The sequence below is a fragment of the Priestia megaterium genome, assembly GCF_041941685.1.
GTDB classification, from domain to species: domain Bacteria; phylum Bacillota; class Bacilli; order Bacillales; family Bacillaceae_H; genus Priestia; species Priestia megaterium_C.
This window is the reverse complement of sequence record NZ_CP130958.1, coordinates 1,357,238-1,374,273: the sequence shown is the minus strand read 5'-3', so window position 1 is coordinate 1,374,273 and position 17,036 is coordinate 1,357,238. Positions and strand designations below refer to the sequence as shown.

19 protein-coding genes are annotated in these 17,036 nt (G+C 38.0%); 7 read left to right on the top strand and 12 right to left on the bottom strand.

Annotated features, from left to right (window positions below; translation table 11 throughout):
• The first annotated feature begins 139 nt into the window (after window positions 1-139).
• Entirely contained in the window at window positions 140-340 is a 201-nt protein-coding gene (locus tag Q5794_RS07190; RefSeq protein ID WP_013056069.1) for a YlaI family protein, read from the top strand.
• 1 nt (window position 341) lies between these two features.
• Window positions 342-707: a hypothetical protein gene (locus Q5794_RS07185; RefSeq protein WP_251034015.1), complete on the top strand. Its 366-nt coding sequence runs from the start codon at window positions 342-344 to the stop codon at window positions 705-707.
• A gap of 96 nt (window positions 708-803) precedes the next feature.
• Here the strand turns inward: Q5794_RS07185 and Q5794_RS07180 are convergent, their stop codons facing one another.
• Both Q5794_RS07180 and typA read right to left on the bottom strand, forming a co-directional pair.
• Window positions 804-1,121 (bottom strand): YlaH-like family protein, encoded by a 318-nt coding sequence (locus Q5794_RS07180; RefSeq protein ID WP_013056067.1) that lies wholly within the window; start codon window positions 1,119-1,121, stop codon window positions 804-806.
• 160 nt (window positions 1,122-1,281) lie between these two features.
• Entirely contained in the window at window positions 1,282-3,120 is a 1,839-nt protein-coding gene (gene typA / locus Q5794_RS07175; protein ID WP_013056066.1) for a translational GTPase TypA, read from the bottom strand.
• Between the two features lie 113 nt (window positions 3,121-3,233).
• Between typA and Q5794_RS07170 the strand changes: the two genes are divergently transcribed.
• The gene (locus Q5794_RS07170) at window positions 3,234-3,419 is read left to right on the top strand and encodes a YlaF family protein (RefSeq protein WP_016763441.1); all 186 of its coding nucleotides are present in this window, start codon (window positions 3,234-3,236) and stop codon (window positions 3,417-3,419) included.
• Window positions 3,420-3,528: 109 nt separating this feature from the next.
• Here Q5794_RS07170 and Q5794_RS07165 read toward each other — a convergent pair whose 3' ends face one another.
• Both Q5794_RS07165 and Q5794_RS07160 read right to left on the bottom strand, forming a co-directional pair.
• Window positions 3,529-4,335, bottom strand: a complete 807-nt coding sequence (locus tag Q5794_RS07165) for an inositol monophosphatase family protein (protein WP_214986189.1) — start codon at window positions 4,333-4,335, stop codon at window positions 3,529-3,531.
• A 195-nt stretch (window positions 4,336-4,530) separates the two neighbouring features.
• On the bottom strand, window positions 4,531-4,716 hold the full coding sequence (locus Q5794_RS07160) for a hypothetical protein (RefSeq protein ID WP_013056063.1): 186 nt from the start codon (window positions 4,714-4,716) through the stop codon (window positions 4,531-4,533).
• Between the two features lie 267 nt (window positions 4,717-4,983).
• On the opposite strand from Q5794_RS07160, the gene Q5794_RS07155 reads away from it, so the two are divergent.
• The gene (locus Q5794_RS07155; RefSeq protein ID WP_192996964.1) at window positions 4,984-5,619 is read left to right on the top strand and encodes a YktB family protein; all 636 of its coding nucleotides are present in this window, start codon (window positions 4,984-4,986) and stop codon (window positions 5,617-5,619) included.
• Window positions 5,620-5,668: 49 nt separating this feature from the next.
• Here Q5794_RS07155 and Q5794_RS07150 read toward each other — a convergent pair whose 3' ends face one another.
• The gene (locus tag Q5794_RS07150; RefSeq protein ID WP_014460994.1) at window positions 5,669-5,938 is read right to left on the bottom strand and encodes a UPF0223 family protein; all 270 of its coding nucleotides are present in this window, start codon (window positions 5,936-5,938) and stop codon (window positions 5,669-5,671) included.
• 530 nt (window positions 5,939-6,468) lie between these two features.
• Here Q5794_RS07150 and Q5794_RS07145 point away from each other — a divergent pair.
• Entirely contained in the window at window positions 6,469-7,944 is a 1,476-nt protein-coding gene (locus tag Q5794_RS07145; protein ID WP_071276168.1) for an aminotransferase class I/II-fold pyridoxal phosphate-dependent enzyme, read from the top strand.
• A 37-nt stretch (window positions 7,945-7,981) separates the two neighbouring features.
• On the opposite strand, the gene Q5794_RS07140 is transcribed toward Q5794_RS07145, so the two are convergent.
• On the bottom strand, window positions 7,982-8,107 hold the full coding sequence (locus Q5794_RS07140; RefSeq protein WP_013056059.1) for a GapA-binding peptide SR1P: 126 nt from the start codon (window positions 8,105-8,107) through the stop codon (window positions 7,982-7,984).
• Between the two features lie 393 nt (window positions 8,108-8,500).
• On the opposite strand from Q5794_RS07140, the gene Q5794_RS07135 reads away from it, so the two are divergent.
• Entirely contained in the window at window positions 8,501-10,021 is a 1,521-nt protein-coding gene (locus Q5794_RS07135) for a BCCT family transporter (RefSeq protein WP_214986187.1), read from the top strand.
• Window positions 10,022-10,070: 49 nt separating this feature from the next.
• On the opposite strand, the gene Q5794_RS07130 is transcribed toward Q5794_RS07135, so the two are convergent.
• The 6 genes from Q5794_RS07130 to Q5794_RS07105 all read right to left on the bottom strand — a co-directional run bounded on the left by Q5794_RS07130 (window position 10,071) and on the right by Q5794_RS07105 (window position 16,724).
• The gene (locus Q5794_RS07130; RefSeq protein ID WP_016763437.1) at window positions 10,071-10,313 is read right to left on the bottom strand and encodes a hypothetical protein; all 243 of its coding nucleotides are present in this window, start codon (window positions 10,311-10,313) and stop codon (window positions 10,071-10,073) included.
• Between the two features lie 248 nt (window positions 10,314-10,561).
• Window positions 10,562-11,974: a dihydrolipoyl dehydrogenase gene (gene lpdA / locus Q5794_RS07125; RefSeq protein ID WP_013082295.1), complete on the bottom strand. Its 1,413-nt coding sequence runs from the start codon at window positions 11,972-11,974 to the stop codon at window positions 10,562-10,564.
• Window positions 11,975-11,977: 3 nt separating this feature from the next.
• Window positions 11,978-13,279 (bottom strand): dihydrolipoamide acetyltransferase family protein, encoded by a 1,302-nt coding sequence (locus Q5794_RS07120; protein ID WP_028407941.1) that lies wholly within the window; start codon window positions 13,277-13,279, stop codon window positions 11,978-11,980.
• Between the two features lie 102 nt (window positions 13,280-13,381).
• A complete protein-coding gene (locus Q5794_RS07115; protein WP_013056055.1) occupies window positions 13,382-14,359 on the bottom strand; it encodes an alpha-ketoacid dehydrogenase subunit beta in 978 nt (325 codons plus the stop codon).
• A gap of 3 nt (window positions 14,360-14,362) precedes the next feature.
• Window positions 14,363-15,478: a pyruvate dehydrogenase (acetyl-transferring) E1 component subunit alpha gene (pdhA, locus tag Q5794_RS07110; protein ID WP_013056054.1), complete on the bottom strand. Its 1,116-nt coding sequence runs from the start codon at window positions 15,476-15,478 to the stop codon at window positions 14,363-14,365.
• Between the two features lie 580 nt (window positions 15,479-16,058).
• The gene (locus Q5794_RS07105) at window positions 16,059-16,724 is read right to left on the bottom strand and encodes a YkyA family protein (protein ID WP_164797425.1); all 666 of its coding nucleotides are present in this window, start codon (window positions 16,722-16,724) and stop codon (window positions 16,059-16,061) included.
• Window positions 16,725-16,893: 169 nt separating this feature from the next.
• Here Q5794_RS07105 and Q5794_RS07100 point away from each other — a divergent pair, with 169 nt between their 5' ends.
• Complete coding sequence (locus tag Q5794_RS07100; protein ID WP_214986185.1) at window positions 16,894-17,004, top strand: YjcZ family sporulation protein; 111 nt, start codon at window positions 16,894-16,896, stop codon at window positions 17,002-17,004.
• The last annotated feature ends 32 nt before the right edge of the window (window positions 17,005-17,036 follow it).

Sequence of the window (17,036 nt, the reverse complement as noted above, 5' to 3'; positions counted from 1 at the left end):
GCTAACAAGCAAAATTACCTGCTTCTTTAGGAATGTTTTCCTATCGTTCCTTTTCTACTGAGAGATAGCACCGCAAAAAAACTTTATAAAACAAGCATTTTCGGCTAGAATGATGTATAGAGAAGTTGAGGTGATAGAAATGAGAGTACAATGTGTCATGTGCGATAAAATTGAAACAATTGAGGATGAAACGCTCGTGGCAAAACGACTGCGCAACCGTCCTATCCATACATATATGTGCAATGAATGTTCTGAACGGATTGAAAAACGAACAAAAGAACGCATAGCTACTGGTAATTTTAAACTATATGAGTCGAAAAAGACAGAGGAGGATTGGTAAGGTGCTCCGATTAGGAATAAGTATTGGCATGTTAAGCGGGGTTATCCTTGGGTTATGTTTAAAATGGATAGAATGGCTAACCGGCAAACAAGTTTATACCCTTTTATTAAATGTTGATTTTATTCCTATCATTGGCCCTATTCAATGGCCTGAATGGGTAGAGTTTGTTTTTCATTTACTCATTGCCGCTGCAATTGGGATCGTTTTTGTTTACATAGTAGATAAATTAAATAATATGTCTATTCGAAAAATCGTATTGTGTTCCTTTTTGTTAACACTTCCAACCATTCCTTTGTATTTTCCGTTGACGCTGCTTGCGCTCAAGCCTACGCCTGCGGTGGATGATGCACTAGCGATTTTTTATTGAACAGCGGGCCATTTAATTTTCGCAGCCGCTCTTGTCTTGGGCTATATCATACTAAAAAAGACGCTTGTAGCTACAAGCGTCTTTTTATGTAGTCTTTTATGAACCCAACGTGGAGTTTTGCTTTTTAGCCTGATACAGCCGTATTTTATAAATGATTAATACAAGCGCTGCAACCACAAGCCCTTCAGCTACAGGTAAAAAAATGCCTAAAAACGTTAAGATCGTACATCCAAAAGCTAAAAACAGATAAATAACCACAGATTTTAAAAGCGGCAGCTTCTTTGCAAACCCGAGTTTGTACACGAGAACAGATAGCCCTAAAATGGTAAAGTATAACAGCCACATTCCTATTTTTGCATGTTCATCAACTTGATACAAAGCAGCAAAAAATGAAAGGTGTTCTTTTACATCCATAATTCTTCCCCCTATTCCTTACTTTACATTATTCGATATAAGCCACCTTTTTCCTCTCCAAATCCCTTCTTTATAAAACGCTTTCAAAAAATAGAAAATTCTGATATAATAGATAAAAAACAAGCCGCTAGCAGATAGAGCTAACGACTTACTTTTTTTATTATTTCGTGTCAGCGTATTTTTTCTTTTTTGCTGCTTTTTCACGTTCATTTTTATCAAGAATTTTTTTACGTAGACGAATAGATTCTGGTGTGATTTCACAATATTCATCTTCGTTTAAATATTCAAGTGATTGCTCTAAAGACATAATACGAGGTTTTTTCATACCTGTTGTTTGATCTTTATTAGCAGAACGCATATTCGTCATTTGCTTCATTTTACAGATGTTAACAACGATATCATTTTCACGAGTGTGTTCTCCTACGATCATACCTTCGTATACTTCTGTACCTGGCTCAACGAAAATTGTACCGCGGTCTTCTACGCCTTGGATTCCATAAGTAGATGATTTACCGCTTTCCATAGAAACAAGCACACCTTGACGGCGACCTCCAACTTGACCTTGCTGCATTGGCTGGTAGCTATCAAATGAATGGTTAATGATACCGAATCCGCGAGTTAACGATAAGAACTCAGTTGTATAACCGATTAAACCACGTGCAGGAACCATAAAGATCAAACGAACTTGACCGCTGCCGTTATTAATCATATCAACCATTTCACCTTTACGAGCACCCATCGATTCCATAATAGAACCCGTATGTTCTTCAGGTACGTCGATTTGCACACGTTCAACTGGCTCACAGCGAACGCCATCAATTTCACGAACGATTACTTCAGGTTTTGATACTTGAATCTCATATCCTTCACGACGCATGTTTTCAATTAAAATAGATAAATGAAGTTCTCCACGTCCTGAAACAACCCATACATCCGGTGAATCAGTATTTTCCACGCGTAAACTTACATCCGTCTCAAGTTCAGACATTAAGCGCTCTTCAATTTTACGAGATGTAACAAATTTACCTTCACGACCAGCAAACGGTGAATTGTTTACTAAGAACGTCATTTGTAAAGTAGGTTCATCAATACGTAAAATTGGCAGTGCATCTTGGTGGTCAAATGGACATACAGTTTCACCTACGTTGATGTCTTCCATTCCTGATACAGCGATCAGGTCTCCTGCTTTTGCTTCTTCGATTTCAACACGCTTTAAGCCTAGGAAACCGAATAATTTTGTTACACGGAATTGTTTTACCGTACCGTCAAGCTTCATTAATGCAACTTGCTGGCCTACTTTCATTGTTCCGCGGAATACGCGACCTACACCGATACGACCAAGATAGTCATTGTAGTCAAGCATTGCCACTTGGAATTGAAGTGGTTCGTCGCTGTTGTCTACTGGTGCTGGAATGTGCTCGATGATTGAGTCAAATAGAGATGACATGTTCTCATCTTGCTTTTCAGGGTTCGTGCTAGCCGTTCCGTTGATTGCTGAAGCATAAACAACAGGGAACTCAATTTGTTCCTCGCTTGCACCTAATTCAATAAATAAGTCAATTACTTCATCAACTACTTCAGTTGGACGAGCAAAGTCACGGTCAATTTTGTTAACAACAACAATCGGCGTTAAGTTTTGCTCTAATGCTTTTTTCAATACAAAGCGAGTTTGAGGCATACATCCTTCATATGCGTCTACTACAAGTAGAACACCGTCTACCATTTTCATAATACGCTCAACTTCTCCACCGAAGTCAGCATGTCCTGGCGTATCCATAATGTTGATACGCGTATCTTTATAATTAATAGCTGTGTTTTTCGCTAAAATTGTAATTCCACGCTCACGCTCAAGGTCATTTGAATCCATCGCACGTTCTTCAACATGCTCATTAGTACGGAATGTTCCGGACTGATGTAATAATTTATCTACTAACGTTGTTTTCCCATGGTCTACATGGGCAATAATGGCAATATTACGTAAATCTTTACGAATGTTCACGCATTTCACTCCTATGCTTGTAATAACTAAGCTATTATATCACACTAACTCTAGAATTGCAGAATGATTTTGTTGTACACTATAAATATCCGTTATAAATGGGAGGAATCAACATGAGAAACATTAAGTGGGTATTTGTTTTATATGCATTTATCGCAACTGCGGCAATTATGTCAATCGGCATATTTATCGGAGAAGGAAGCGCTCTCGGGGTCATTTTAGCTATCGCAGCTTTAATTGTTGTAATGGGCCTTGGCTTTACGACTAAGAAAAAAATGCGAGAAAAAGGGCAGCTGTAATTTTTTTTGCGATGATTGAAAGCGTCATGGCCATTTGCAACATCAAAATGGTTCATGACGTTTTTTCATCACAAAATCCTTTGACTACACGTAAGTCTTCACTTCTATTTTATTTATTCCACTTTCCTTCAAGGTACGTACGAAAGATTTCGTCATGTAATGTTGGTTTGCTTACAAATACACTGCTTTTTTCAAGAATTTCTAACGGCTTTCCTTCTAAATCTGTCATAACTCCTCCAACTTCTTCAATCAATACTTTACCAGCAGCAAAGTCCCATGGAGCCAAACGTAAAGTAATGTATCCATCCAAGCGTCCAGCCGCTACGTAAGCAAGCTCAATAGCTGCGGATCCATATGAACGGGTCCCTCTTACTTTACGCACAAGCGGACTTAATACGGAAGGATCAATACGGCGGTTCTCCGTCACCCATGTTGCATTTAGGCTAATAATAGCTTGTTCAACTGGTACAGGTTCAAGTTTCGGCAATTGGATGTCATTCATAAACGCGCCCTGTCCTTTTAAAGCATGATATAGCTCATTATGAATAACATCATAAATATAACCTGCTTGTCCTACACCATTTTCAAATATACCGATGGAAATAGCAAAATTTCGCTGCTGATGAACAAAATTCATCGTACCGTCGATTGGATCGATAATCCAAATCGTTCCTTCTTCTGATTCAAGCTCTTCTCCATATCCTTCTTCTCCGAGAATATGATGTTGCGGAAAGGTTTCATTGATTTTTGAGATAAAAAACTGTTCAATTTCTTTATCCATATTTGTTACTAAATCATTTGGATTCGATTTCGTTTGAATGAGAAGTTCTTTACTAAACGACTGTTGAATTTTTTGTCCAGCTTCTTTTAGCCACTCTTTAACGTATGTATCAATTTCTTTCCAGCGTTTTGTCATCTCAATTCCCCCTCAAAAATACGTCTCTTATTTAAGCTTAAAAAAACCTCTGCAAGATGTCAATTAACAGAGCACGTGGGAGAAGAACTGCCGCTTCTTCTCCCACGTGCTCTGTTACCACTTATGAATCTGCTCATTCAGTTTAATCCTTTTTTACAGTTTACCCTTATTTGTTCTATTTTATTCCCGTATCTGCTACTGAAGAGATATCATTTCTTCACGAAGTTTCTCAAGCTTTCGCTTACATTTTTGTTTTTGTTCCTCATTATTCTCCATCATGGCTTCATATAACGTCGCTAACTCGTAATCTAACTCCAAACGAATTACACCTAATCTTTTTTGTCCATCATTCTTCTTATACATATTCACCACTTGTTTCATGCTTCAAACACCCCTCTCAAATTATTGAACCCGCTTATAGAAAACTAAATTTTCAGATATTTTGATTGATATAGTCTATGTCGAAACCTAATCTCATGTAACTAAATTGTGTGATTACCTATAAAAAAATGATAGACACGTTTTGACAAGCATATGCGAATTAATTGGTGTTTATGCTTTTCATGTGGTAGAATCTTCGCATAAATCATACTTACTTGCATAGATGCACAGCAGCTATACATATTCACTAAAAAACGGAGGTTTCACATGGCATTCTCAGGATTTTCACAAGATGACTTTAACGTATTCCGTATCGAGGGACTTGATGCACGTATGGAAGCCCTCAAGACAACGATACGCCCAAAATTCGAACAATTGAGCAATCATTTTGCTCCTACTCTTTCTTCACTTTGTGGAGATGAAATGTTCGTACACATTGCCAAACATGCACGAAGAACAGTTAACCCGCCAGCAGATACGTGGGTAGCCTTTGCTAACAGTAAACGCGGGTATAAAAAGCTCCCTCATTTTCAAATTGGCCTTTGGGAAACACATGTCTTTGTGTGGTTCGCCGTCATTTACGAATCACCTATTAAAGAACAATTTGGAAAGCTGCTAAAACAAAACATTGAGGAGATTCGTCAAAATATCCCAGCCTCGTTTGTTTGGTCGAAAGATCATACAAAACCTGATAGTGACAAAATGGGCGACTTATCTTCTGAAGACTTAGAGAGTTTGTTTGAACGTCTAGAGACGGTTAAAAAAGCTGAGATCCTATGCGGCATTACAATTCCAAAAGAAGAAGCAATTGCAATGAACGGCGAAGAATGGATAGCTCGTATTGAACAAACATTTCATACGGTAACTCCATTATATGAACTAACTAAAAAAGCATATGCATAATTTTAACGAATTGATATAAAAAAAATGGAGCCAAGCTTGGCTCCATTTTTTACATTTTTATAATGTCTCCAGAAGAAGCAGCCTTTGCTTTTTGAATCGTTCGATAAGAAGAGTATTTGCTTTGGTCTTCAAAATCGTTACAGATTGTTTTTTCTTCTGCCTTACTTGGCACAATTTCTTTAAATCGGCGATAGACTGCCATTAGGTTATCACGCTCAATACCTTTTTCATAAGCTCGTTCAATGCTTTCAAAAAACTTCACTACATCAATAATTTCTTCTGTACTCCAATCAAGGGAGATAGGGTATTGATATTCCACTTCTCATCACTCCATTTATTTCTTCAATCTATGTATATCTATATTCTTAACTCTATCACAATCTATAATGTACACAAAATTTATTCTCTTTTCACACAAAAGAATTTCTCCTTTTTTTTCTTTTTATTTTCTCTTTAAAATATCTTTGCAAATGGGTTAATAAGTGCTATAATTCTTTTGTTTTATGGGGATTTTCAAAACATAAAGAACTATAAAATAATAAGTAATAAGCAGTTTACAATTACTTGTATTTTTTTAACTAAAAATTGTATTTATATTATCAAACAGTAGTAAACATACACGTTTCATTCATTTATATAATGGTTAAAATCAAGAAAACTGCCGAGTAGAATTTCTGTTGAATTTCTTTTATAGAAAAAAGATCTGATATTTTAATATGTAGAATTCAACAGCCACTAGTTTTTGGTATATAAAATTGAATGCTGTAATTTGATAAAAAACAATCAAAGTCCCTCTAAGCTTTGCTTAGAGGGACTGACAATTTATGATAAAAGAGGTGTATAGCAAAGTTGTCTTCTCAATTTTCAACTCCATTATTTACTGGATTGGTTAATCACGCTAAGAAAAACCCAACACAATTCCATATCCCTGGACATAAAAAAGGAAATGGAATGGATCCTGAATTCCGCTCATTTATTGGCGATGATGCTTTATCCATTGATTTAATTAATATCGGTCCTCTTGATGACCTTCACCAGCCAAAAGGCATTATCAAACAAGCGCAGGATTTAGCTGCAGAAGCATTTGGTGCTGACCATACTTTTTTCTCTGTTCAAGGAACGAGCGGAGCAATTATGGCAATGGTCATGGCGACATGTGGGCCTGGAGATAAAATTATCGTTCCTAGAAACGTGCATAAATCTGTTATGAGTGCGATTGTTTTTTCAGGAGCTACGCCTATTTTTATTCACCCTGAAATTGACGAAAATCTTGGCATTTCTCACGGTATTACATCGGACTCTGTAGAAAAAGCCTTAAAGCAGCACCCTGAAGCAAAAGCAGTGCTTGTTATCAATCCAACTTATTTTGGAATTTCCGGAGACCTTCGTAAAATCGTAGAAATTGCCCACTCGTATCAAGTGCCTGTACTTGTTGATGAAGCTCATGGCGTTCATATTCACTTCCATGATGATTTGCCTCTGTCTGCTATGCAGGCCGGTGCAGATATGGCAGCAACAAGCGTGCATAAATTAGGCGGTTCTATGACGCAAAGTTCAATTCTAAACATACGCGAAGGCTTAATTTCTCCAAAACGTGTACAGTCTATTTTAAGCATGCTGACAACAACATCAACATCTTATCTGCTGCTGGCTTCTTTAGATGTTGCACGAAAACGTTTAGCTACAGAAGGGAAAGAGCTGGCTGAACGTGCAATTTCTCTTGCTGAAAAAGCACGAAAAGAAATTAATACAATTGAGCATATCCGATGTATAGGCAGAGAAATTTTAGGCACAAAAGCTACGTATGATTTAGACCCTACTAAATTAATTATTTCTGTTTCAGATTTAGGAATTACGGGCTATGACGTAGAAAAATGGATGCGTGAAGCTCATAATATCGAAGTTGAAATGTCTGACCTTTATAATATTCTATGTATTATCACGCCTGGAGATACAGAAGAAGATCTTTCACGTCTGATCACGGCTCTGCGTGAGTTATCCGCAAAATTCCATAATCTTTCTGAGACAACGGCAAAACCGGCTATTTTATTGCCTGATATTCCTGTATTGGCTTTAACACCTCGCGATGCTTTTTACGCTGAAACAGAAGTCGTACCTTTTCATGAGTCGGCAGGTCGTATTATTGCAGAATTTGTGATGGTCTATCCTCCTGGTATTCCTATTTTTATTCCTGGGGAAATCATCACTGAGGAAAATTTAACCTACATTGAAACAAACTTAGAGGCAGGTTTACCAGTGCAGGGTCCGGAAGATTTTGAATTAAAAACATTTCGTGTCATTAAAGAACATAAAGCAATTCAATAAAAAAAAGGTGCGAATTTCCGCACCTTTTTTTATTGAATTAATCTAAATCTTCATCTGCTTTTTGACATTCTCCGCTTTTACATGTTGAGTATAATCGCGTCACTTTCTCATCTTCGAAATGATCAATTGTGCAGTTACATGTTTGACATACGATTGTTCCCATTTTGTAAACTCCCCTTTAACCGTCTTTTTTTGTAAGCGTTTTACAACTCTTGATATTATATTATTATGTCACATTAAATATGTCAACAACTAATTAGTATGTCACATTAAAAATATTTTTCTCATAAATGTTATATTTGTTTTCAAAAAGCTGAACGCTTAGCATCATCTCTATTTATATGAAAAAACAATGTCTAATTTCACATCTATTTCAGCACTTTAAAACAATTACGAAAAATAAGAATTTGGGCTCTTGTCGTTTTTTCTTACTAATAGGGTAGACATTTCATACAAACTTTACTAGAATGTATAACCATATGGTTTCATGTATAGCTAAAAAGGTTATATGAGAAACTATGTTATGTAAAATAGAATAGGAAAGGAGTGATAATCGATGAAAAAACTGACTCCTGTTTTTATCATTTCGGTTATTATTGCTGCAGTATTTATCGTATGGGGTGTTATTCCGGAATCTGTGCTAGGAAGCGCAGCGCTTACACCTGTCACATCGGCAATACATAGTTTTATCATCGAGAAATTTGGCTGGTATTACTTATTAGCAGCTACATTATTCTTAGTTTTTACGCTGTACTTAATTTTTTCAAAGTACGGAAATATTAAACTAGGTAAACCTGACGAAAAACCTCAGTATGGTTATGTCTCGTGGTTTGCCATGTTATTTAGTGCTGGTATGGGGATTGGACTTGTATTCTGGGGTGTTTCAGAACCAATCAATCATTTTCATACTCCACCTTCTGGTGAAGGCGGTACAGCAGAATCAGCTCGCGCAGCTCTACGTTATTCGTTTTTCCACTGGGGTTTACATCCTTGGGCTATTTATTCCGTTCTTGCACTGGCCCTTGCATATTTTCAATTTAGAAAAGGTTACCCGTTCATCATCAGTAATATTTTACGTCCACTATTAGGAAAACGTGTTGATGGACCTCTTGGAACGATCATAAACGTCATCGCCGTATTTGCAACTGTTTTTGGGGTGGCAACATCTCTAGGACTGGGCGCTATTCAAATTACCGGCGGAGCCTCTTACTTGTCGCCAAGTATTGATAATAATTTCACGACTCAATTAATTGTTATTATTATCGTGACGTTCTTGTTCATGCTGTCAGCACAGACGGGTCTGAACAAAGGTATTAAGTATTTGAGTAACATTAATATTGTTTTAGCTATTCTGTTAATGCTATTCTTGTTATTTGCAGGTCCAACCAACTTTATTATGGACTTATTCGTTACAACCATTGGCAGCTACATTCAAAACTTGCCATCAATGAGTTTTCGATTGAGCCCGTTTGATAACAGCACCTGGGTTCAAGATTGGACAATTTTCTACTGGGCATGGTGGATCGCTTGGGCACCGTTCGTTGGTACGTTCATTGCTCGCATTTCACGAGGCAGAACCATTCGAGAATTTTTAATTGGTGTACTAGCTGTTCCGACCGTATTTGGGGGATTATGGTTTGCTGTATTCGGAGGTTCCGGGGTCTACTTAGACTTTTTTAAGGATCTTCCTGTTATGGATGTTATCAACAATAAAGGAACAGAAGTTGCTTTATTCTATGTACTTGAACAGTTTCCATTTGGTACGTTCATGTCCATTGTCGCTATTTGCTTAATCGCTACATTCTTCATTACATCAGCTGACTCAGCTACATTTGTTTTAGGAATGCAGACAACAAATGGTAATCTAAATCCTTCAGGCTCTATTAAACTTACGTGGGGCTTAATTCAATCGTTAACAGCAATCATTCTGCTTTGGACGGGTGGTTTGGACGCGCTCCAAACAGCTGCGATTATAGCAGCACTTCCATTCTCAATTGTGCTAGTGCTAACGGTCTTCTCATTAATGAAAGCATTTAAAGAAGAAGGCGCATTGAAAAGAGAAAAGAAATCTGTGTAAGACAAAAAAAGCGTTAGCTTATATAAGCTAACGCTTTTTTTATGCAATCTTACGCCGTGCAAAATAAAATTAGTTGATAACATGTCAAGCAGACAGCTGAAGTTGTACCCGTCATCATAAGCGCCAGTCTTTTAGATTTAACGTTCATTTCTGCTATGCCGTAAGCTAAATAAGCAAATACTAAAAATAAAATAATTTTAGATGTCAACTGATCACGTTTTGATAGCAATTCAACCAGTGAATAACCCATCCAAATAACAATGTGTAAGCTCCAAACGAAATACGTCTTCATAGCTCCTTCTCCGCCTTTTCATTCGTTATCCAAAAGAGCAATTTTTTATCTACCTATAAGGAAAGCACGTCCCACTTCATATGTATGCATCTAGAGCTCATTTAAGACTGCCTCAGCGCTTTTTACACGTTTCTTCTAAAAGAGTACTCATCAGCAACAAAAACTGTCTGACAAGCATCTGATGCTTTATGAAAACCGTTTTCTTCAAAAAAAAAAACTGATGCGTATGCATCAGCTTTTTTAAAACATTATTTTACAATGTGAATTGGGCTTCCAATAGCTACTTCAGCAGCTTCCATTGTGATTTCACCTAATGTTGGGTGAGCGTGAATTGTTAATGCGATATCTTCAGCTGTTACGCCAGCTTCGATAGCAAGACCAAGCTCAGCGATCATGTCAGATGCGCTAGGTCCAGCGATTTGAGCACCAACAACTACTCCGTCTTCTTTACGAGTGATAAGCTTCAAGAAGCCTTCTGCAGCGTTAAGTGCAAGCGCACGTCCGTTAGCAGCAAATGGGAATTTAGAAGCTTTAACAGCTAATCCTTCTTCTTTCGCTTGTGCTTCAGTATAACCTACAGATGCAAGCTCAGGCTCAGAGAATACAACTGCTGGAATTCCTAAGTAGTCAATTTCAGCAGGTTCGCCAGCGATTACTTCAGCTGCGATTTTACCTTCGTAAGAAGCTTTGTGTGCAAGTGGTGGTCCAGTTACGATATCACCAATTGCAAAGATGTTGCTTACAGATGTACGAGTTTGGTTATCGATTTCGATAAGACCACGGTCAGTCATTTTAACGCCAACTTGCTCAAGACCAAGCTCGTCAGTGTTAGGACGACGACCTACAGTAACTAATACGTAGTCAGCATCGATTACTTTTGACTCTCCGCCTACTTCAAACGTAACTTGTACGCCGTCAGCAGTTTCTTCAACACCTTTAGCCATTGCTTTTGTATAGATTTCAACGTTTCCTTTTTTCTTAAGGTTACGTTTAACAAGTGAACTCATTTGTTTTTCAAAACCAGCTAAGATTTCATCAGCAGCTTCTACAAATGTAACTTCTGTACCGAAGTTTGCAAAAGCAGTACCAAGCTCAGTACCGATGTAACCTCCACCGATTACAACTAATTTTTTAGGAACTTCTTTAAGCGCTAATGCACCTGTAGAGTTGATTACGCGCTCAGAGAATTTAAATCCAGGGATCTCGATTGGACGAGAACCAGTTGCAAGGATAGCATTTTTGAATTTATACGTTTGTGCAGAATTTTCATCCATTACACGTACAGTTTCGCTGTCAACGAAGTAAGCTTCACCTTTTACGATGTCAACTTTGTTACCTTTAAGAAGGCCTTCAACACCGCCAGTAAGTTTGTTTACAACGCCGTTTTTGAATTCTTGAACTTTAGAGAAATCAACTGTTACATTCTCAGCGATAATCCCCATGTCTTCAGAATGTTTAGCGTGTTCAAAACGGTGACCTGCAGCGATTAATGCTTTTGAAGGAATACAACCAACGTTTAAGCATACGCCTCCAAGGTTACCTTTTTCTACGATTGTAACTTTTTGACCTAATTGAGCTGCACGAATTGCTGCAACGTAGCCACCAGGGCCAGCACCAATGACAAGAGTATCAGTTTCGATTGGGAAATCTCCTACTACCATTTATTACGCCTCCATTAATAATAATTCTGGATCATTTAATAAACGCTTGATTTGGTTAAGAGCGTTTTGAGCTGTTGCGCCATCGATAATACGGTGGTCAAAGCTTAGTGATAATGCTAATACTGGAGCAATTACAATTTCACCGTCGCGTACAACTGGTTTTTCAGCGATACGTCCGATACCTAGAATTGCAACTTCTGGGTGGTTGATAACAGGAGTAAACCATTGTCCACCAGCAGAACCGATATTTGTGATTGTACAAGAAGCGCCTTTCATTTCAGCAGGAGCTAATTTACCATCGCGTGCTTTTCCAGCAAGATCGTTAATTTGATCAGAAATTTCGAACACAGATTTACGATCAGCATTTTTCACAACTGGTACTAAAAGACCTTTTTCAGTGTCAGCAGCGATACCGATGTTGTAGTAATGTTTTTGAATTACTTCATCTGTAGAGTCATCGATTGAAGTGTTAAGAGCTGGGAACTTCTTAAGTGCTGAAGTTAACGCTTTTACCACGTAAGGTAAGAATGTTAATTTAATACCTTGATCTGCTGCAACTGTTTTGAATTTTTTACGATGAGCAACAAGAGCTGTTACATCGATTTCATCCATTAATGTTACGTGTGGAGCAGTGTGTTTAGAGTTAACCATAGCTTTTGCGATTGCACGACGGATACCGCTCATTTTCTCGCGAGTTTCTGGTAGGTCGCCTTCAGGAATAGCTTGTGCTGCTGCTGCTTTTGGTTCAGCTGAAGCAGTTTCCTCTTTAGCTGGAGCTTCAGCAGTTGCTGTAGCTGTAGAACCACCAGATAAGAAGCTATCGATGTCATCTTTAACAATACGTCCGTTTTTACCTGAACCAGGAACAGCTTTAATGTCTACACCTTTTTCACGAGCATATTTGCGCACTGAAGGCATAGCAATTACTTTACGGTTAGGATCAACATCAGCTTGTGCTGCAGGAGCTGTTGCTTCTTCAGTCACTTCTTCAGTTGAAGCTTCTTCTTTAGCTTCTTCTGCTGGTGCATCATCATGATCGTCACCTTTGAATTTTAAGTCTTCGTATCCAGGAGCATCAAAAGTAACGATAACTTGTCCTACAGTAGCTACTGTACCTTCGTCAACTTTTACTTCTAATACTTTACCTTTTACAGGAGATGGGATTTCAACAACAGCTTTGTCATTTTGTACTTCTGCTAGTACATCATCCTCATCAATTTCATCTCCAGCTTTTACGAACCATTTTACAATTTCACCTTCGTGGATACCTTCACCGATATCCGGCAGTTTAAATTCAAATGCCACGTGTCTTCACCCTCCTAGTTAGTTGCGTTCAATTTGTTAGTGTTTATTTTATCTAAGACAGAAATCAGCACAAAGCTGATTTCTATCACAGTAAAATGCTAATTAAAATTCAAGTACTTTCTTAGCTGTTTCAACGATATCTTTGTGGTCTGGTAACCATACGCCCTCAGCTTGAGAGAATGGGAACACAGTATCCGGTGCTGTTACACGTAATACTGGTGCTTCTAAGCTTAAGATTGCACGATCGTTAATTTCAGCTACAACGTTAGCTGCGATACCAGCTTGTTTTTGAGCTTCTTGAACTACTACTACGCGACCAGTTTTTTCAACTGATGCAAGAATTGTATCGATATCTAAAGGTTGAACTGTACGTAAATCCACTACTTCAGCAGAGATACCTTCTTTTTCTAGTTCTTCAGCTGCTTTTAATGATGAGTGTACCATTGCACCGTAAGCGATAAGCGTTACGTCTGTACCTTCACGTTTCACATCAGCTGTACCTAAATCAATTGTGTATGATTCTTCAGGTACTTCTTGACGGAATGAACGGTAAAGCTTCATGTGCTCTAAGTATACAACCGGATCGTTATCACGAATTGATGAAATTAAAAGACCTTTTGCATCGTATGGAGTTGAAGGAATTACAACTTTTAAACCAGGTTGAGATGCTACGATACCTTCTAAGCTATCAGCGTGAAGTTCTGGTGTATGAACGCCTCCACCAAATGGTGAACGGAATGTGATTGGTGCATTCCAGCGACCGCCAGAACGGTAGCGCATACGTGCAGCTTGACCTGATACAGAATCAAGTACTTCGTATACGAAACCAAAGAATTGAATTTCAGGAACCGGACGGAAACCTTGAGTCGATAGACCCACAGCAAGACCACCGATACCAGATTCAGCTAATGGCGTATCGAATACGCGATCTTCGCCGAATTCTTGTTGAAGACCTTCAGTCGCACGGAATACTCCACCGTTTACGCCAACGTCTTCACCAAAAACTAATACGTTTTCGTCGTTTTTCATTTCTGTGCGTAACGCATCAGTAATCGCTTGAATCATTGTCATTTGCGCCATGGCTTACTTCGACTCCTTCTCTTTGTAGATTTCATATTGCTCTTGTAAGTTTGAAGGCATAGTTTCGTACATGATTTCCATTAAATCTGTAACTTTTTGTTTTGGATAATCGTCAGCCTTCTTAATAGCTTGTTTGATATCTTCTTTAGCTTGCTCGATTACTTTGTTTTCTTCTTCTTCATTCCAGATGCCTTTAGCTTCTAAGAATTTACGGAAGCGAACAAGTGGATCTTTCTTTTCCCACTCAGTGTCAAGCTCAGCTGTACGATAACGAGTTGGATCGTCACCAGCCATTGTATGTGGACCATAACGGTAAGTTAATGTTTCAATTAAAGTTGGACCTTCACCGTTTACTGCACGCTCACGAGCTTCGCTTACTGCAACGTATACTGCTAGTGCATCCATACCGTCTACTTGAACGCCTGGGATACCAACAGCCGCAGCTTTTTGAGCGATTGTACGTGCTGCAGATTGCTTTTCAACTGGTGTTGAAATTGCAAAGCGGTTGTTTTGTACAACAAAGATTGCTGGAGCTTTGAATGCACCTGCGAAGTTCATACCTTCGTAGAAGTCACCTTGTGAAGCTCCGCCGTCACCTGTATAAGTGATTGCTACTGCTTTTTTACCGCGCTTTTTAAGACCTAGTGCCACACCAGCAGTTTGCACGATTTGTGCACCGATGATGATTTGTGGAGAAAGTACATCTACACCTTCTGGCGCTTGGTTACCGTGGAAATGACCACGAGAGAATAAGAACGCTTGATATAGTGGAAGACCATGCCAAATTAACTGAGGCACATCACGGTACCCAGGTAAAATGAAGTCTTCTTTTTCTAATGCGAAATGTGAAGCGATTTGAGAAGCTTCTTGCCCAGCAGTTGGTGCATAGAAACCTAAACGACCTTGACGGTTCAATGAAATTGAACGTTGATCAAGAATACGAGTGTATACCATGCGAGTCATTAACTCTTTTAATTTTTCGTCAGATAAATCTGGCAACGCTGATTTATTTACTACTTCGCCCTCTTCATTAAGAATTTGGAACGTTTGGTACTGCTCAGCGATTTTATCAAGTTGCTTTGATACATCAATAATAGCCTTTTTAGTTTTAGCAGCCATCTAAGTCACCTCTTCCTTTCATTTAAGCCGTATAAATTCATTTTACTAATCAAACAAACATACACGCTTTTAGAATGTCCCAAATGGACAAGTAAAAGTCATATTTTGTCGAGTAGCTTTTTGAATTCGCTAATCCTTAACATCTCTATGTATTCCCCAGCGAATTCTGTGCAAACATTTACGTAAAAGGAAAGTTTAAGCGAAACGAGCGTTTCGTTAAACTGTATTAATTATTTTGCAAAAATGATTAATACAACACTTACTACGCTACCTAGTTTACAATACACTAAAACAGTTCGTCAATGCATTTACATCAAGAAATTACGCTTTTTTAGTTTGTGAAATAAAACACATAAAAAAGACATGCTGTACTATTACACAGATACAAACTGTATTATATGTTTTATAATAACCTTCTCTTTTTTTACGTCTACACATCTCCTATCTTGCCACAAATAAACGATTTTTTAAAACAATAACCTTTTGTAATTTTTACTTGAATCATGTCGAAACTCTCTCTTTATTTCAGAAAACCTTCCTTTTCAGCCAAAAAAAAGACCTGTAAACTTCACAGGCCTTCTTATTTATCCTCGCTATTTTTCACCTTTAACTTCGTTTTGTTATAAAAATCCTCTTTGGCTTTGTTATAGTCAGCTGTTAATGTGTTAAACGTTTCTTTTTTCTTTTCAACTTCTTTATAAGTAGCATTGATCGAAGCGATTTGTGTTTCAAGATTCTCTAATTTCACATTGTCTTTTTCAAAGAGCGTATATAGCTGACGATCTAATTCAATGGAATGAAGATAGGCATCATGTAAGGACTGGTAGGCCTTATAACGCTTCTTCATTAACGAAGATAGTTCAAGCGCCTCTTCTTTTGCTTTGCCATCCTCTAGCTTTTGGATCTTTGGCTCTGTCGCTTCAAACTGTTTTTGCGAAGCGCTGATGCTTTTTTCTTCTTTTTGTAATTTACTTTCACGCTCATCTAATAGCTGCTGCGCTTTTTGTGCTTTATTTTTTATTTTCTTTTTATCTTTGATCCCTAGCTCAATAATTTGGTCGTATATCGCATTTTCTTGCTGTTCTAAATCAGCTAACGGTTTTTGCTGATCAGCAAATTGCTTTTCTTGTGCTACCACTTTTTCTAATCCATTATATACTTCAAGCTCAGGCGATGAGCCTTCTGCACATCCTGCTAGTGACATAGCAGCAATGCCGATAACTATATATCTTCCGACGCATTTCATATCTGGTAAATCCTCCCTTATCCATGGGTCATTATACAATTTTTGTAGGAAATTAGCAATTTATCTACACCCTTTTTCCACCTTTTAATATATTATACTAACCCAATCGTGAAAAAAAGGGAGTTTATTACTTTTTACCTTGGGATTGATAACTACGGGAGGTTACATTATGTTGGGTTATGGTGGATATGGCCGCGGCAGTTCTAATAAAGGTTTTGTGTTATTAATCGTACTGTTCATTTTATTAGTTATTATCGGCTGCAGCTGTGGCGGCTGGTAATTATACAATAAAAGCGGCTAACGGTCGCTTTT